Here is a 16,296-nt window from a genome sequence, read left to right as displayed (position 1 = left end):
TCAAAAGGTTGTAACTACCACTTACTGGAGCGCTCATGAATACGGACTCGACCCGCCGCTGGCTGGCGCTCGGCGCGCTGTCGGTCGCCATGTTGACCATCGGCCTGGATATAACGGTGCTGACGGTCGCGCTACCCACCCTCGCCGTCGACCTGAACGCGAATAACGGTGCGCTGCAATGGTTCAGCACGGCCTACACGCTCGCGCTCGCAGCGGTCATGCTGCCCGCAGGCGCGCTGGGGGACCGGTACGGCCGCAAGAAGATCCTGCTCAGCGCGCTTGTGCTGTTCGGTGCGGCCTCGCTGGGCTGCGCGTTCGCCGCCTCCGCCGGTCAGCTCATCGCGGCACGGGTGGTGCTCGGTGTCGCCGCCGCGGCCATGATGCCGCTGTCGATGGCAGTGCTGCCGGTGCTGTTCCCGAATCCCGCCGAGCGGGCCAGGGCCATGAATATCTGGATCACTTCGACGGCGCTCGGGTTGCCGCTCGGCCCGATCCTCGGCGGCTGGCTGATCGACAACTTCTGGTGGGGCTCGGTCTTCCTGATCAATGTGCCGATGGTGGTGCTCGGTGCGGCCGCGGTCGCAGGCCTGGTTCCGGAATCACGCAACCCCGAACGGCGTCCACTGGATCTGCCCGGCGCGGCGCTGTCGGTGGCCGGAATGCTCGGTGTGACTTACGGATTCATCCGTCTCGGTGACAAAGGCTGGGGCAACGGGCTCGGCTGGGGCGCGCTGATCGCCGGCGCCGTTGTGCTCGCGCTGTTCATCGCATGGCAGCGCCGGACGGCCTTCCCGCTGATCGATCTCGGCCTGTTCACCAGCCGCGGCTTCCGCTGGGGTGCAGTGTTCGCCGCGCTCATCACCTTCGGCATGTTCGGCCTGTTCTTCACCGTGCCGCAGTACTACCAGGCGGTGCTCGGCACCGATGCGCTCGGCAGCGGACTGCGATTGCTGCCCATGATCGGCGGCCTGCTGGTCGGCTCGCGGCTCAGCGACCGACTGCTGCCGAAGCTGGGCGTGCGGGCGATTGTGTCGGCAGCCATGGTGGTGCTGGCGATCGGCCTCGGTCTCGGCGCGATGACCTCGGTCGGCGCCGCGTACTGGTTCACCGCGACCTGGATCGCTCTCGTCGGTGCCGGCATGGGGCTCGGGCTCCCGGTCAGCATGGCAGTGGCGATGAACGATCTGGAGGTGGCCCGCGCCGGCATGGGATCGGCACTGCTGCAGGCGCTGCGGCAGGCGGCGGGCACGATCGCGGTGGCGTTGCTCGGCACTGTGCTGGCTACGGTGTACCGCAGCGAGCTCGGCGATCTGAATGTCGACCCGATCGGCGACAGCGTGAATTCCGGTGTCGTAGTGGCGAAGGCGACCGGCAACGCGGGCCTGCTGGAGCACGTGCAATCGGCGTTCGTCAGCGGAATGGGCGCGATGCTGTGGGCGTGCGCGGCCATCTGCGCCCTGGCGGTCCCGCTGGCACTCTGGGTGCTGCCGCGCCGATCGGCCGCCGACAAGGGCGCCGAGGTAGTGCCTGCCGCGCCTGTCGCCGTCGATGCGCCAGAATCGACACATGTCGGTTGAACTACCCGGTGACGGGGCTGCTGTGCAGGGCCTGCGCGAGCGGAAGAAGGAACGGACCCGCCGGACGATTCGCATCGAAGCGTTCCGGCTGTTCCGTGAACAGGGCTACAGCGAGACCACCGTGGAGCAGATCGCCGCGGCGGCCGAGGTGTCACCCAGCACCTTCTTCCGCTACTTCCCGACCAAGGAACAATTGGTGATTGCCGACGATCTCGATCCGCCGCTGATCGAGGCGCTGCGGGCGCAGCCGCGGGAAGTTCCGCCGCTGGCCGCCTTTCGTAATGCCGCGGTCGAGGTTTTCGCAAAACTTCCCGCGGCCGAGCTGGCGTTCGAGCAAGAGCGCCAGGCGCTGCTGTTCCATGTGCCCGAGCTGCGTTCGGCCATCGGCCTGGAGCTTCAGCGAAGTATCGTGCTGATGGCGGACCTGTTGGCCGCGCATCTCGGCCGGGACTCGGATGATTTCGAGGTGCGCGTCACCGCGGGCGCCATTGCGGGCAGTGCGTTGGCCATCACGACCGTCTCCCCGATGAACGCCGAGAACCTCGGCCGCGCATTGGATTTTCTCGAGGCCGGATTGCCGCTCGGCAAGGATCAGCCGACCGAGCGGCCCTGACGTAGCGGCGCGGAACTACGAGGACTTCGTCACCGGGCAGCCGTGGGCCAGCGGGCCGAGCAGCTTGTTGTTGTCGTAGAAGTGCTCCAGCTCGAGGATCCGCAGGTCATCGGCGACCCTGGCGATGGTCACACCGAACATTTCGATCTGTTCGCCGGTCGGCTGGTGGCCTTTGTACGCACCGTCGTACTTGCCCCAGTGGCGCCAGCGGAAGGTGACGGCCGGTGGGCCGGCCAGCACCTCGAGGACCTCCCAGAAGAAGCCGTTGGGGAACGCGGTGTGGAACGTTTCGTGCGAGGATTCGAAGGTCTCGGACTCGACCTCGTAATACGGATTCTCGCCGATCAGGATGTTGTAGCTGCCGATCCTGGCGAACTCCTCGGCGTTCTGCCAAGGGCCGCCGTTCACTCGGCCGCGGTAGTGCTCGGCTACCAGCGAAACCCATTTCGCCGGATCCTTCTTGTGCGAGACCTCCATCTCGAACACCCGCACCAGGTCCTCGACGATGGCCTCGAGCGAGCCTGCCTCGTGGTTGGTGGTGCGCTCACGCGGCACGATCTGGTTGGTCAGGTGATAGTCCGGCGCCGCGCCGCGCCAGTCTTCGGCGGGTGTCGCCGCGACTACGGCATCTCGGCCCTGGAGCCACAGTGGTGTCTCTGCTGTTGGTGTGGAATCTGTTGTATCAACGGACATTTCGGCTTCCCGCCCCTTTCGTTTAGAGATCGACGCGTCGAAGGTAACAGCCGTTCGGTCTGCTGTCTCGGCGTGTCTCGGGGCGTGCGATGGTGATGAACCCTGTTGCGCGGCGGTGGCCAGGCGCGACATCGCCGCTTGTGCAATGTCACAGAGTCTGCGATGGAAAGTGTTGTGGTTGAATACTTTCCACGATGCCTCAGTGGGAATGGGCGGCTGCTCGCAGCGGAGTGTCGTCGTCCATGGTCGCGAAGAAGGTGCCGATCACATCTTCGATCTCGGAAACCGATTCGGCGCAATACAAGACGGGCTGATAGTGGGTGATGTCGTAGGTGGCGGTACCCATCGCGACCACATCGAGCGGGCGCAGGTCGGCATGGCGGAACTCTTCGATCTCACCGTAGGACGACAGCAATCCGGCTCCGTAGCAACGGATTTCGCCGCGTTCGCGGACCACGCCGAACTCGAGTGAGAACCAGAAGACGTCGGCGAGGAACTTCAAGGCGGTGTCCGTGCTGAGCCGGGCGACGGCCGCGCCGACCGTCTCGTATATCGCGGCGAAGCGGGGACTGGCGATCTGGTTGGCGTGGCCGATGATCTCGTGGACGGCGTCCGGCTCCGGGGTGTACAGCGGGGCGGAGTGATGCCGAATGTATTGGGTGGAGTGGAAGATTCGGTCGGCGAAGGAGCCGAAGAACTCACGCAGCGGCACCAGTCCGGCGGCCGGGACGTAGCTGAATCCGGTCAACGGGGTCAGCGCCGCGGAGACCTCGTCGAGTTGCGGGATGTGGTCCTCCGGCAGCGCGAGCCGGGCCGAGGCCTCCAGGACTTCCGCGCAGGCGTACTTCCGATGTTTGCGGGCCAGTTCGGCCGAGACGATCCGCCACACTTCCTGTTCTTCGGCGGTGTACTCGACCCGCGGCACCGGGTTGCCCGGTGTGTAGTCCAGTGCCTGCGCGGCGATCGCATTGCGGCGGGCGCGGTAGTCCGGGTCGTGCACGCCGGGGTGCTCGTCGCTGAGATGCACCGTCACGTCGCCCGCGCCGCTGCGGGTCACGGGCGAGTACAGCTGAGCCTCATTGAACATATCTCCAGGCAATCACTGCCGAGCCCCGTCGACAACAAAAGCTCGGCCAGCTAGACAAATTGCATAGCTCAAGTGGCTTTTTGGTGGCCTTCCCGGCGCTGATCGTGCCAACGGCGGGCCGATCTGATCAGGTGTGCGCGGCGGCGGCGATCAATCGTGCGCGCACCGGCCGTGCGCAGTGCCGTTGCGGATGACTCTGTGCGATTCGCAGGACATGATCAACCCTTATGACGCAAGATGGCGAATGTACGAAGGAGGACGCATGAGAACCGTGCGGATCGATCTCGACCAGAAGTTGTTGGCCGCGGCCGCCTCGATCATGGGCACCTCATCCAGCAATGCCACCATCAACGAGGCACTGCGCCGAATTGTGGTGCACGAGCGACAGCTTCATCACCTGGAGCGGCTGGCCGCGGGCGTTTTGTCCGCCCTGCCCTGCCCGGAAGTCATCACCGTGGCCGACGGCTAGTAGGTCTCGACAGCGGGCAACCTGTCGGTAGGCACTGGCATGATCCGGGGATCGCACCGCATTCGAGGGGGATCTGATGTCGGTACCCATCGCCAACCTGCCCTTTGGTCAACGACCGCGCGAGCGGCTGCTCGCGCTCGGCCCGCACGCGCTGAGTGACGGCGAACTACTGGCGTTGCTGCTTCGCCAAGGGCGACGCGGCGAGAGTGCGCTGGAAATGGCGACCGACCTACTTGCCGAACACGGCGGACTGGCAGGCCTGGCCGGTGCGCGTCCCGAGGAGCTGTCCCGTCGCACCGGAGTGGGCGTCGCGAAAGCCGCTGCCATCATTGCCGCTTTCCATCTCGGCTCGCGGGCACGCACCAGCCCGGAGGCCGCGTCGCGTTTGAACGGTGCCGCGGATGTGGCGCGCGTCGCCGGACCGCTGTTCGCGGGCGCCCGTGTCGAGCGGCTGCTCGTCCTCGTCTGTGATGTCCAGAATCGCTTGCGGCAGAAGGTATTCGTCGCGGAGGGCGCGATCGATCAGGTCGCGGTCCCGGTGCGTGAAATCCTCAATACCGTGCTGCGCCACGACGGCCGCGCTTTCGCGCTCGTCCATAATCACCCCTCCGGTGACCCGACCCCCAGCTTCGATGACCGGCGTGCCACGACGTTGCTCACCGAAGCGGCCACGACCGTCGGCTTGCGATTCCTGAATCACGTTGTGGTTGCGGGGGAGCGGTGGGCGAGCGTTCCCGCACTCACCCGCAGCTGAGGGCTTCCCACAGTCGGTAAACGGTTGGTTGCTCATCCAAGGGGCTCGAGCTAAACCGAGTGTTTACCAGGCCGTTGCCGACCGCTCGCATCACCAGAACAGACTCGGTGCCGGATCCTCGACCGCGAAAGCGTTGGTGCTGATGACTATTGACCATTGCACGGCACGGAACGCGTATCGGCACGGAGTGTTTCCGGACGATCAGGGTCGGTTCGGCGACTTCGGCGGCAGGTATGTTCCGGAAGGTCTGATGGCCGCTCTGATGGAATTGGACGAGGCATACAGCCTCGCCCGCATAGATCCCGGCTTCGTCGGCGAGGTCGAGGAATTGCTGCGCGACAGAGTGGGCCGCCCGACGCTGTTTCACCAAGTGTCGCGATTCGCCGAACTGCTGGCGGTGCCCGGGGTGCGGGTCTACCTGAAACGCGAGGATATGGCGCATACCGGCGCGCACAAGATCAACAATGCGCTGGGGCAGGTTTTGCTGGCCAAACGGATGGGCAAGAGCCGGATCATCGCCGAGACCGGTGCGGGCCAGCACGGTGTCGCGGTCGCGACGGTGTGCTCGATGCTCGGCTTGGCGTGCGTGATCTACATGGGCGCCGACGATATGAGGCGACAAGCATCCAATGTGGTGCGGATGAACATGCTCGGTGCCGAGGTACGTGCGGTGCACACCGGCACCCGCAGGCTCAAGGACGCGATCAGCGAGTCCGTGCGCGACTGGGTGGCGAACGTCGACACCACCTACTACCTGTTCGGCACGGCAGCGGGCCCAGCGCCGTACCCGAAGATCGTGCGTGACTTCCAAACGGTGATCGGCGTCGAGGCCAGAGCCCAGATCTTGAAATCGGAAGGGCGACTACCCGACTATGTGATGGCGTGCGTCGGCGGCGGCAGCAACGCCATCGGCTTGTTCCACTCGTTCGCGGACGATCCGCAGGTTCGGTTGATCGGTGTCGAGGCCGCGGGCCGAGGCATCGAGACCGGCGACCATGCGGCCACCCTCAGCGCGGGCAGCCCAGGCGAAATGGACGGAGCCTACAGCTATCTCCTGCAGGACGAAGACGGCCAGATCAGCCGGACGCACAGCATCGCGGCAGGCCTGGACTACCCCGGGGTCGGACCCGAACTCGCCTACCTCAAGGACACCGGCCGCGTAACGTACCGAGCCGCAAGCGACGCCGTCGCCCTCCGCGGCATGCAGACCCTCAGCCGCAGCGAAGGCATCATCGCCGCCCTCGAAGCCGCCCACGCCATCGGATACCTGATGGAAATGGCCGAACGTGGCGACCTGCCCGACGACTCGGTGATCGTGCTCGGCATATCCGGTCGCGGTGACAAAGACCTGGCCATCGCGGCACAGCAGTTGGGTGTCGGCGCCTGACGAAGACACGTGCCGCCGAGTGTGTCGGCGGGATCCTCGTCGCCGGCACCACACGAAAGAGTGGATCACTTCGCTCTCGCCGACTTCGCCCCACCACCGTCTCGCACCCCGTGGACCTCACTCCGCCGGGCTGTGTCTGCGGTGTTGAATGGCCTGGTGGACGACGTGACGTTCGGCCAGGCCCACCATCCGGTGCCAGCCCTGCCGCGACGGCGATCCCTTCTCTTCGGGTCGGCGCCGGTGGGGTGGCGATGGGCAGTCGCGGCACGTACTGCGATCGCTTTCGGTTTTCCCGCCCTCATCGTGCTCGCTGTCAGCAACCACCTGCCACCTGGCATCCGCGGTCGCGATGCGGATGGCCATGGCAGGAGTGACCGTGCCGACGATCGCCGGGTTTACGGCCATCGGCGTGGTGAGCTCGGTTCTCGTCTCGATGAGCCCCATGCTGCGCGGTGCGCGCGCCGGAGCAGGCGGCGGTGGCGGCGGCGGTGCGGGCCGTCGAGACCTATGCCCAGCAGCGTGAGCGCGCGGAACCCGCCGAGGCCGCCCGGCATTCGGCCGGTATGGCCATGCACTGGTCGGCGCTGCACGATGCGGGCCTCCCCGCACACCAGCTGGATTCGGAGATTGTCCAGACGCTCCTGGCCGCGCATGGCGCAGACGCCAGTGGGCACGGCACGCGGAGACCGGACGGCTCGGTTATGACCTGCTCGCCGAATGCTGGGCAATTCCGCCGACCGAATTGCTCGCGGATCCCGACCGTTGGGCCCGACAAATCGCCGACCTGGATCGACCCAAGGCATCGGATGATCGAGTACCCCATCACCGGTATCGCACTGAGGAGGCATCACCATGAACGCCCTGACGAATCGGCGTGGCGGCGGCGCGGCACCGGCCATTCCGCCAGTGGGTCGTTACTACAACGTGGACGGACGGCAGCTGTTTCTCCACCGGTCCGGGAGCGGCGGTCCTACCGTGGTCTTTCTACCCGGAGCCAGCGCGGTCGGCCTTGACTACTTGAGCATCCACGACAAAGTTGCCCAATGGACCACCTCGGTGCTGTACGACCGGGGCGGCACCGGTTGGAGCGAGCGCGTCGAATTGCCGCGCACCGCAACCGAAGTCGCCACCGAGCTGCGCAATCTGCTGCGCGCCGCAGAGGTGCCCGCGCCCTATGTCCTTGTGGCGCATTCGCTGGGTGGCGCCTATGCCCGCCGCTTCGCTCAGCTGTTCCCGGACGAGGTGGCCGGCCTGGTCGCGTTGGAGGCGTTCTACGAGGAGTGGGATACGTACATGCCGAAAAGCCTGCATCTGGACAAGACTCCGGACGCGGTACCCGGTCGGTTCCAGACGGCGCTCATCGGTCTGCTCGCCCGGCCCTTCTATAAGAAGATGTTCGCGCAGTGGCCATCGGAAATCCGGGACCCGCTGGTCGCCGGTCACGTCGACCCCGAGTGGATGCGGATCGGTGCGCGGGAGCGCAGCACCATCGTTGCGTTGGCCGACGAATTGCGTAGCGGCGGAACCGTTCCCGATGTGCCGATCATCGCACTGTCCGCGCTCGGCGTCGATTCCGGACAGCGTCTGGTCATGTCCGAGAAGGCTCAGCGGGAACTGACCGACAGCAAAAGGGGCCTCTACACAGCACTGGCCGACTCGGTCTCGCACGGCGAATACCGTGCACTCGAAGATGCCAAGCACAGCACTATCCAGCTCGACAATCCGGACGAGGTAGTTCAGGCGATCCGCGATGTGTTCGATCGCGCGCAGCCGTAGCCGAGCGCGGTGGCCGTTGTCATGGTTGATAGACGACGAACGCGGTATCGGCTCGTGCCGATACCGCGTGGGTCGATTCGATTGTCGTCGTGGTGGTTTCGTCTCACTGGTTGCGGCGCAAGCCCAGGTACTGCAGTGCGGCGAAGCCGCCGACGGTGATGGCTTGCATGACCGTCCAGATGCCGCCGATCAGGCTGAGGTCGAGTGCGCCTTCGATCAGCGCGACCACGCTGATCACAGTCCAGGCGGTGTTGGCGGCAATGACGGTGCGGACCAGGTTGGTGTTGATGGTGGTGGATACGCCGATGAGGGCCACGGCAATGCCGTAGAGGGTGAGGAAGATGCCGATCGGAATGCCGATGCGGGTGTCGAGGCCGAGCAAAGTTTCCAGTGGTCCGGACAGGGCGAGGTAGGCGAGGCCGTTGACGCCGGTAATGACCGCGTCCAGGCGCAGCGAGGTGCGCAGCAGTTTCGGTCCGGGAGCGAGCAGCGTGTCGAGGTAGGAGGGCGCGGTGGTGGCGGTGGTGGTCATGATCGTGCTTCTTTCTGGAGAACGGGTTTCAGGTCGGCTAGATGGAGACCGGCTGTGGTGGTCGGAATGCGGCCGGGCCGAGGTTCAGAGGGTGGCGGGGACTTTGTCGAGGAAGCCGAGGACTTGGCTGATGCGGCCGTTGTCGATGACTGCGACGTCGAAGCCGACGATGATGGCCGGGCCGTCGGCGGGGCCGAGGTTCCAGGTGAAGCGCACCTGGTCGTGGTGGGCGTCGACGGGCCCGGCGAGGGTGAATACCCAGCCGGGGAACTGGGCTTGGACACCGGCGATGGCGGCGTCGAGTTCGTGGTGTCCGGTGACCGCGACCAGCGGGTCGGTGTAGGTGGCGGTTTCGGTGAAGACGCGGGCGATGGCGGCTGTGCGGGTGGTGGCGTCGGTGGCGTTCCAGGCTTCCAGGTACTGGGCGACGATGATGTTCATTTCGGCCTCCGAAGGGCTTGTGGTCTGCGGTTTCTCGGTGTCCGTGTTGGACGAGAACTACGTTATGACCTAGCCGATAGGTGCCGAATCAGTCGTCTATCAGTACTTTCCGCGACGGGATACCTACACCGCCACGCACCTTTCGGCGGCCCGGGTTGGCTGGGCGTCTACCTCGACGTCCCGGTCGACTGGACTGAGGTACGTGAGCTCGTCGTCGAGGCATACCGCATGATCGCCCCGAAGACGCGGGTAGCCAGGCTCGACCGCTGACGGACTCTTGCCACCTAGGAACAACTCCGCAATGAAGGCGGCATCTACCAGTGGTTATTGCGCGCGGAGCACGACGATGCCGGGGGTCGAGCGCACATAGTCGGCGAAGGGGGAGTCGACGACCTTGTTGTTGGCGGCAAGGGAGGATGCGTTGCGGAAAATTGGGCCGGTGGGGGTCATGACGAAGATGCCGACGTGGGTGACGTCCAGGCCCGGTAGGTCGGTGTAGGCGCCGATGTAGTCGCCGGTGCGGAGTTGGCCGATGACGTTGTCGTTCACGGCGGCGCTCGGTATGTAGGTGATGCCGCGAATGACCACCGGCAGTCCCGGAAGATACGTTCCTGCATCGGCTTTCGCGTTGAGATGCTTGGTTACGGTCACCGCGGCGGTGCTCAGGGTCGCGGTGATATCGGTGGCGGCGATTCTCGCGGTGTGTGACCAATCGCTGAAGAAGTGTTTGCGTTGCTGGAAATCGACTCGGCCGTCGGTATAGCGCGTCTGGATCAGGTTCGCCACGAACTGGTCGCGGTCGGTGGATCGACTGAGCGCTTCGACATAGTCGAGGTACGTGAAGCAATCCACCCGGCGGAAGTCGATGACCAGCTGTTCGGGCTGGGTCGCCGAGCCGACGAGCAGGTCCGCGCCGTACGGCGTGCCGAGGAACTGACGCGACAGCAGCTCGATCAGCTCGCCCCTGCTCTGGCCACCGGGCGCGGCGGCGCGCAATGCCAGCAACTCGTCGATTCTCCCTGCGGTGGCGTCATCGAGATTCGCGGCATTCGGTGCGCCGAGCGCTGCGGGCAATATCGGCGCTGTGCCACAGGCGATGGCCAGCATGACGAGCAGTACACGAGCGATGGTGCGCAAGACGCCTCCAGCGGAAGTGACGAGTCGGTCGGTGTAGGAGAGCGATACCCACGGTAGTCCGACGGCAGGCAAACGCGAGGCTGTCAGGTCGATCAACGACGTCGATGACCAGCGAGGCTCGCTGAGCCGGAGAACAACGAAGGCCGCCTTCATCTCTCGATGGAGGCGGCCTTTGTCGACTGAACCGGGTCCAGGCGGGTCAGCGGGTGAACAGCAGTGCGCGCTTGACTTCCTGGATGGCCTTGGTGACCTCGATGCCGCGGGGGCAGGCGTCGGTGCAGTTGAAGGTGGTGCGGCAGCGCCAGACGCCTTCGACGTCATTGAGGATGTCGAGGCGTTCGCGGGCGGCTTCGTCGCGGCTGTCGAAGATGAAGCGGTGGGCGTTCACGATCGCGGCCGGGCCGAAGTAGCTGCCGTCGCTCCAGTACACGGGGCAGGAGGTGGTGCAGCAGGCGCAGAGGATGCACTTGGTGGTGTCGTCGAACCTGGCGCGGTCGGCCTGGCTCTGGATGCGTTCGCGGGTGGGCTCGTTACCCGAGGTGATCAGGTAGGGCTTCACCGCGCGGAACGCGTCGAAGAACGGCTCCATGTTCACCACGAGGTCCTTCTCCACGGGCAGGCCGCGGATTGGCTCGACGGTGAGGGTGATGGACTTGCCGTCCTTGGGCAGCATGTCCTTCATCAGCACCTTGCAGGCCAGTCGGTTCACACCGTTGATCCGCATGGCGTCGGAGCCACACACGCCGTGCGCACAGGAGCGCCGGAAGGTGAGCGTGCCGTCCAGGTAGGACTTGATGTAGATGAGCACGTTCAGGAAGCGGTCGGTCGTCAGGACCGGCACCTGGAAGGACTCCCAGTGCGCGCCCTTGTCGTCCTCAGGGTTGAACCGGGCGACCTTGACGGTGACCATGACCGACCCCTCGGGGATCGGCGCGGGCTTCTGTGATGAGGGTGCTTCGGCTACGGCAGTCATCAGTACTTACGCTCCATCGGCTCGTAACGGGTCTGCACCACCGGCTTGAAGTCGAGGCGGATATCGGAGATGAGCTCCGCGCCCTCCTTGTAGGCCATCGTGTGCCGCATGAAGTTCACGTCGTCGCGGTCCGGGTAGTCCTCGCGGGCGTGGCCGCCACGCGATTCCTTGCGGTTGAGCGCACCGACCACGGTGACTTCGGCCAGCTCGAGCAGGAAGCCCAGCTCGACGGCCTCGAGCAGGTCGCTGTTGTAGCGCTTGCCCTTGTCCTGCACCGTGATCCGCCGGTACCGCTCTTTGAGCGCGTGGATGTCGGTGAGGGCCTGCTTGAGGGTGTCCTCGGTGCGGAACACGGCGGCGTTCATGTCCATCGTGTACTGCAACTCGGTGCGGATGTCGGCGACGCGCTCGTTGCCATGATCGGACAGGATCAGCGCGAGCCACTCCTGCACCATCTGTGCCGGGTTCTCCGGCATCTCCACGAACTCGGTGCGCAGCGCGTACTCCGCGGCGGCGATGCCCGCGCGGCGGCCGAACACGTTGATGTCCAGCAGCGAGTTGGTGCCGAGGCGGTTGGAGCCGTGCACCGAGACGCACGCGCATTCGCCCGCCGCGTACAGGCCGGGCACCACGTCGGTGTTGTTGCGCAGCACCTCGCCGCGGATCTTGGTTGGGATACCGCCCATCACGTAGTGACAGGTCGGCATGACCGGCACCAGTTCGGTCACCGGGTCCACACCCAGATAGGTGCGGGCGAACTCGGTGATGTCGGGCAGCTTTTCCTCGAGCACGTCCTCGCCGAGGTGGGTCACGTCGATGTAGACGTAATCCTTGTTCGGTCCTGCGCCGCGACCCTCGAGCACCTCGAGCACCATCGAGCGGGCGACGATGTCACGCGGCGCGAGGTCCTTGATGGTGGGGGCGTAGCGCTCCATGAAGCGCTCGCCGCTGGCGTTGCGCAGGATGCCGCCCTCACCACGGACGGCCTCGGAGATGAGGATGCCGAGTCCGGCGAGACCTGTCGGGTGGAACTGGTGGAACTCCATGTCCTCCAGCGGCAGACCCTTGCGGAACACGATCGCCATGCCGTCACCGGTCAGCGTGTGCGCGTTCGAGGTGGTCTTGTACATGCGGCCCGAGCCGCCGGTGGCGAACACGATCGACTTCGCGTGGAAGACGTGGATGTCGCCGGTGGCCAGCTCGTAGGCGACGACGCCGGTCGCGACGGGGCCGCGGTCGGACTCGGTCATCACCAGGTCGAGCACGTAGAACTCGTTGTAGAACTCCACGTCGTGCTTGACGCAGTTCTGGTAGAGGGTCTGCAGGATCATGTGACCGGTGCGGTCGGCGGCGTAGCACGCACGGCGGACCGGGGCCTTGCCGTGATCGCGGGTGTGCCCACCGAAGCGGCGCTGGTCGATCTTGCCCTCGGGGGTGCGGTTGAACGGCAGACCCATCTTTTCCAGGTCCATCACCGCGTCGATGGCCTCCTTGGCCATGATCTCCGCGGCGTCCTGGTCGACCAGGTAGTCACCACCTTTGACGGTGTCGAAGGTGTGCCATTCCCAGTTGTCTTCTTCGACATTGGCCAGCGCAGCGCACATGCCACCCTGTGCCGCGCCGGTGTGGCTGCGGGTCGGGTAGAGCTTGGTGAGTACGGCGGTGCGCGCCCGGGGGCCGGCCTCGATCGCCGCGCGCATGCCGGCGCCACCGGCACCGACGATCACGACGTCGTAGCGATGCTCCTGAATCCGCGATTCACTCATCGAGGTGGCCTGTTCCTAACTGATGTTGGGGTCGAAGGTGAAGATGACGTAGGTGCCCACGCCCACCACGAGGATCATCGAGATGGCCAGCGCGGTGTTCAGCCAGAACCGGGTCGAGTCCTTGCGGGAGTAGTCCGCGATCACCGTGCGCAGGCCGTTGCCGCCGTGCAGCTGAGCCAGCCACAGCATGGTGAGGTCCCAGAACTGCCAGAACGGGCTGGACCAGCGGCCCGCCACGAAGGCGAAGTTCAGACGCTTCACGCCGCCGTCGAGCAGCAGCATGATCGCCATGTGACCGAGCACGAGCACGATCAGCAACAGGCCGGAGAAGCGCATGAACAGCCACGCGTACTTCTCGAAGTTGTTGTTCGAACGGGCCCGCGGCGAGCGAGGCAGGTCCAGGCTGGCCGGCCGGTCGTAAGACTTACCGATAATGGGTGCGCTCATGCCTCCGCCTCGCTAATGCTCGGCGCCGACATGACCGCACTGGCGGCTGTGTTCACGATTCGCTCACTCATGATCAGTGCTCCGTGAAGAGGTAGAAGAACATACGGCCGATCGCGGGAGCCGCCACCAGGAACACGACAGCGAGGACGATCCAGAGCATCAGGCGCTGGTACTTGGGGCCTTTGGCCCAGAAGTCGACCAGGATCACCCGGACGCCGTTGAACGCGTGGAACACCACGCAAACAACAAGGCCCATCTCCATCAGCGCGACGATGGGGCTCTTGTAGGTCTCGATCGCCTCGTTATAGGTGGCGGGGCTGACCCGAACCAGTGCGGTGTCCAAGACGTGCACGAAGAGGAAGAAGAAGATGGTGACACCGGTGATCCGGTGCAACGCCCAAGACCACATTCCGGGGTCGCCTCGGTACAGCGTCTTCCGCTTCGGCTGTGCCGGAGCTTCTATCGTGGTCATAGAGTGCGGTCGCCTCCAACGTCGTTGATGGACCCGGTCACAGATCCGACGCCGTCATGCGAAAAGGGGCGAATGCCCAGGTGGCTGCGCTTTGCTGTGCCATAGAGCTAGCGCGGGGCCCGCCGCCGGGAACCTGAACCGATCTGTTGTGGACTCTAATCCCCTCTCAATGCCGGAACTAATTCGGCGTGCCGTGCGTTGCGCGACATTCGGACGAGTTAGGTTTACCTTTCTTGATGCGTGAAGGGTTGCGCAGCAGCCCTCGCGCGGCCTGATTCGGGCTGTCTCGAGGGAGGTCGTCGATGTCGGAAATCGACTGGAATATATTGCGCGACAATGCTATTCGAGTTATGCGCAATGCCTATGCGCCATACTCGCGGTTCCCGGTCGGCGCGGCGGCACTCAGCGCCGACGGTCGAATTGTAAGCGGATGCAATGTGGAAAATGTCTCATATGGACTAGGCCTTTGTGCCGAATGTGTACTCATCGGTAACTTGATATCGAGCGGTGGGGGCCGCTTGACAGCGGTCTCCGTGACCGATTCCCGCGGCGAAATCCTGATGCCGTGTGGGCGATGCCGACAACTGCTCTACGAGCACGGCGGGGCCGACCTCCTGATCGACCACAAGGCCGGACCCGTTCCGCTGAGCGCATTGCTTCCCGACGCCTTCGGTCCGGATGACCTGGACGCCGGGCAGAAGTAACTGCCGACTGTGATGGCCGGGACTTCAGCCACCGACATGAAACCGGAGTCCGGCGGAATGTCGTGCCAGACTGGCCGACGTGACGGCAGTTGACGCGGTTTCGATCATCACGACCAAGCGGGACGGCGGGGAGCTGTCGGACGCACAGATCGACTGGGTGGTCGACGGGTTCACCAAGGGGGCGGTGGCCGACGAACAGATGGCGGCATTGGCGATGGCCATCGTGTGGCGGGGGATGACGAGGCGGGAGACCGCACGTTGGACCGCCGCGATGATTTCCTCGGGACGGCGGATGGATTTCACCGATCTGCCGCGGCCGACGGTGGACAAGCATTCGACGGGTGGGGTGGGGGACAAGATCACGCTGCCGTTGGCGCCTTTGGTCGCGGCCTGCGGTGCGGCGGTGCCGCAGCTGTCCGGGCGCGGGCTCGGGCACACCGGTGGCACGTTGGACAAACTCGAGGCCATTGCGGGGTGGCAGGCTGACGTGCCGGTGCCGCGGATGCGGGAGATATTGGCCGATCCCGGCATCGGCGCGGTGGTGTGCGCCGCGGGCGCCGATCTGGCTCCCGCGGACAAGCGGCTCTATGCGCTGCGTGATGTCACCGGGACTGTCGAATCCATTCCACTGATCGCCAGCTCGATCATGAGCAAGAAGATCGCCGAGGGGACTGCCGCACTGGTGCTGGATGTGAAGGTCGGCTCTGGCGCGTTCTTGAAGACCATCGAGGGCGCACGTGAATTGGCGACGGCGATGGTCGAACTCGGCACCGATGCCGGGGTGCGCACGGTCGCGTTGCTGACCGCGATGGACACCCCGCTCGGACGCACCGCGGGCAATGCGCTCGAGGTCGCCGAGTCGGTGGAGGTGCTTGCGGGTGGCGGTCCCGCCGATGTCGTCGAGCTGACCCTCACGCTGGCTCGGGAGATGGTCGCGCAGGCCGGACTCGACATCGATCCTGCCGACGTGCTGGCCGACGGCCGCGCGATGGACCACTGGCGCGCCATGATCCAGGCGCAGGGTGGCGACCCGGACGCGCCGCTGCCGCGGGCGAAGCACACCGAAATCGTGCGAGCCGAGTGCGACGGTGTGCTCACCGGTCTCGACGCCATGGGTGTCGGTATCGCCGCTTGGCGGCTCGGCGCGGGCCGGGCCAGGCAGGGCGACCCGGTGCAGGCCGGTGCGGGCATCGAAATGCACGCCAAGCCAGGTGATTCCGTTACCGCGGGCCAACCGATGCTCACCCTGCACACCGACACCCCTGGTGCGTTTTCCGGCGCCCTTGCGGCGCTGAGCGATTCGATCACGATCAATGGGGCAGGCCCGAAACCGGACACACCGCTGATCCTCGGACGGATCGGACACTGACGGGTCCGAATCGCCGGGAGTCGACCGGGATTTACTGCATCCGGCGGCGAACGGCCACTCGAGCAGGCGAGATGAGTTCGACGTCTCACGGCGGCGCGC

At 65.4% G+C, this 16,296-nt stretch carries 18 protein-coding genes; 9 read left to right on the top strand and 9 right to left on the bottom strand.

Annotation, left to right across the window (positions count from 1 at the left end; translation table 11 throughout):
• Nucleotides 1-35 precede the first annotated feature (35 nt).
• Entirely contained in the window at nt 36-1,577 is a 1,542-nt protein-coding gene (locus tag ACFQZZ_RS30455) for an MFS transporter (protein ID WP_378687566.1), read from the top strand.
• Entirely contained in the window at nt 1,567-2,190 is a 624-nt protein-coding gene (locus ACFQZZ_RS30450; protein ID WP_378687564.1) for a TetR family transcriptional regulator, read from the top strand. The genes ACFQZZ_RS30455 and ACFQZZ_RS30450 overlap by 11 nt, the downstream gene beginning before the upstream one ends.
• Nucleotides 2,191-2,205: 15 nt before the next feature.
• Here the strand turns inward: ACFQZZ_RS30450 and ACFQZZ_RS30445 are convergent, their stop codons facing one another.
• A complete protein-coding gene (locus ACFQZZ_RS30445; RefSeq protein ID WP_378687562.1) occupies nt 2,206-2,883 on the bottom strand; it encodes an ester cyclase in 678 nt (225 codons plus the stop codon).
• 199 nt (nt 2,884-3,082) lie between these two features.
• The gene (locus tag ACFQZZ_RS30440; protein ID WP_378687561.1) at nt 3,083-3,970 is read right to left on the bottom strand and encodes a phenylalanine 4-monooxygenase; all 888 of its coding nucleotides are present in this window, start codon (nt 3,968-3,970) and stop codon (nt 3,083-3,085) included.
• A 262-nt stretch (nt 3,971-4,232) separates the two neighbouring features.
• Here ACFQZZ_RS30440 and ACFQZZ_RS30435 point away from each other — a divergent pair, with 262 nt between their 5' ends.
• The 5 genes from ACFQZZ_RS30435 to ACFQZZ_RS30415 all read left to right on the top strand — a co-directional run bounded on the left by ACFQZZ_RS30435 (nt 4,233) and on the right by ACFQZZ_RS30415 (nt 8,356).
• A complete protein-coding gene (locus ACFQZZ_RS30435; RefSeq protein ID WP_378687559.1) occupies nt 4,233-4,439 on the top strand; it encodes a type II toxin-antitoxin system VapB family antitoxin in 207 nt (68 codons plus the stop codon).
• Nucleotides 4,440-4,515: 76 nt separating this feature from the next.
• The gene (locus ACFQZZ_RS30430; RefSeq protein WP_378687558.1) at nt 4,516-5,193 is read left to right on the top strand and encodes a RadC family protein; all 678 of its coding nucleotides are present in this window, start codon (nt 4,516-4,518) and stop codon (nt 5,191-5,193) included.
• A gap of 142 nt (nt 5,194-5,335) precedes the next feature.
• Entirely contained in the window at nt 5,336-6,580 is a 1,245-nt protein-coding gene (gene trpB / locus ACFQZZ_RS30425; protein ID WP_378687556.1) for a tryptophan synthase subunit beta, read from the top strand.
• A gap of 361 nt (nt 6,581-6,941) precedes the next feature.
• The gene (locus tag ACFQZZ_RS30420) at nt 6,942-7,103 is read left to right on the top strand and encodes a hypothetical protein (RefSeq protein WP_378687554.1); all 162 of its coding nucleotides are present in this window, start codon (nt 6,942-6,944) and stop codon (nt 7,101-7,103) included.
• A gap of 329 nt (nt 7,104-7,432) precedes the next feature.
• The gene (locus ACFQZZ_RS30415; protein ID WP_378687553.1) at nt 7,433-8,356 is read left to right on the top strand and encodes an alpha/beta fold hydrolase; all 924 of its coding nucleotides are present in this window, start codon (nt 7,433-7,435) and stop codon (nt 8,354-8,356) included.
• 103 nt (nt 8,357-8,459) lie between these two features.
• On the opposite strand, the gene ACFQZZ_RS30410 is transcribed toward ACFQZZ_RS30415, so the two are convergent.
• The 7 genes from ACFQZZ_RS30410 to sdhC form a co-directional block, all read right to left on the bottom strand.
• Nucleotides 8,460-8,888 (bottom strand): hypothetical protein, encoded by a 429-nt coding sequence (locus ACFQZZ_RS30410; protein ID WP_378687551.1) that lies wholly within the window; start codon nt 8,886-8,888, stop codon nt 8,460-8,462.
• Between the two features lie 84 nt (nt 8,889-8,972).
• Nucleotides 8,973-9,329, bottom strand: coding sequence for a nuclear transport factor 2 family protein (locus ACFQZZ_RS30405; RefSeq protein ID WP_378687549.1), 357 nt, complete (start codon nt 9,327-9,329; stop codon nt 8,973-8,975).
• Nucleotides 9,330-9,653: 324 nt separating this feature from the next.
• Nucleotides 9,654-10,436 carry a DUF1460 domain-containing protein gene (locus ACFQZZ_RS30400; RefSeq protein WP_378688032.1) on the bottom strand — a complete coding sequence of 261 codons (783 nt, stop codon included), beginning with the start codon at nt 10,434-10,436 and terminating at the stop codon, nt 9,654-9,656.
• A gap of 229 nt (nt 10,437-10,665) precedes the next feature.
• The gene (locus ACFQZZ_RS30395; RefSeq protein WP_378687547.1) at nt 10,666-11,439 is read right to left on the bottom strand and encodes a succinate dehydrogenase iron-sulfur subunit; all 774 of its coding nucleotides are present in this window, start codon (nt 11,437-11,439) and stop codon (nt 10,666-10,668) included.
• Nucleotides 11,439-13,205 carry a succinate dehydrogenase flavoprotein subunit gene (sdhA, locus tag ACFQZZ_RS30390; protein WP_378687545.1) on the bottom strand — a complete coding sequence of 589 codons (1,767 nt, stop codon included), beginning with the start codon at nt 13,203-13,205 and terminating at the stop codon, nt 11,439-11,441. The genes ACFQZZ_RS30395 and sdhA overlap by 1 nt, the downstream gene beginning before the upstream one ends.
• Before the next feature lie 15 nt (nt 13,206-13,220).
• Nucleotides 13,221-13,652 (bottom strand): succinate dehydrogenase hydrophobic membrane anchor subunit, encoded by a 432-nt coding sequence (locus tag ACFQZZ_RS30385; RefSeq protein WP_378687543.1) that lies wholly within the window; start codon nt 13,650-13,652, stop codon nt 13,221-13,223.
• A 73-nt stretch (nt 13,653-13,725) separates the two neighbouring features.
• Nucleotides 13,726-14,124: a succinate dehydrogenase, cytochrome b556 subunit gene (gene sdhC / locus ACFQZZ_RS30380; protein ID WP_378687541.1), complete on the bottom strand. Its 399-nt coding sequence runs from the start codon at nt 14,122-14,124 to the stop codon at nt 13,726-13,728.
• Nucleotides 14,125-14,426: 302 nt separating this feature from the next.
• Here sdhC and ACFQZZ_RS30375 point away from each other — a divergent pair, with 302 nt between their 5' ends.
• Together ACFQZZ_RS30375 and ACFQZZ_RS30370 are read left to right on the top strand one after the other, a co-directional pair.
• Entirely contained in the window at nt 14,427-14,828 is a 402-nt protein-coding gene (locus tag ACFQZZ_RS30375; protein WP_378687540.1) for a cytidine deaminase, read from the top strand.
• Between the two features lie 79 nt (nt 14,829-14,907).
• Nucleotides 14,908-16,197, top strand: a complete 1,290-nt coding sequence (locus tag ACFQZZ_RS30370; RefSeq protein WP_378687538.1) for a thymidine phosphorylase — start codon at nt 14,908-14,910, stop codon at nt 16,195-16,197.
• Nucleotides 16,198-16,296: the final 99 nt, after the last annotated feature.

It is taken from the genome of Nocardia sp. GCM10030253, from assembly GCF_042675075.1.
GTDB lineage: Bacteria > Actinomycetota > Actinomycetes > Mycobacteriales > Mycobacteriaceae > Nocardia.
The sequence above is the reverse complement of the archived record's forward strand: the minus strand, read 5'-3'. Positions and strand labels throughout refer to the sequence as shown.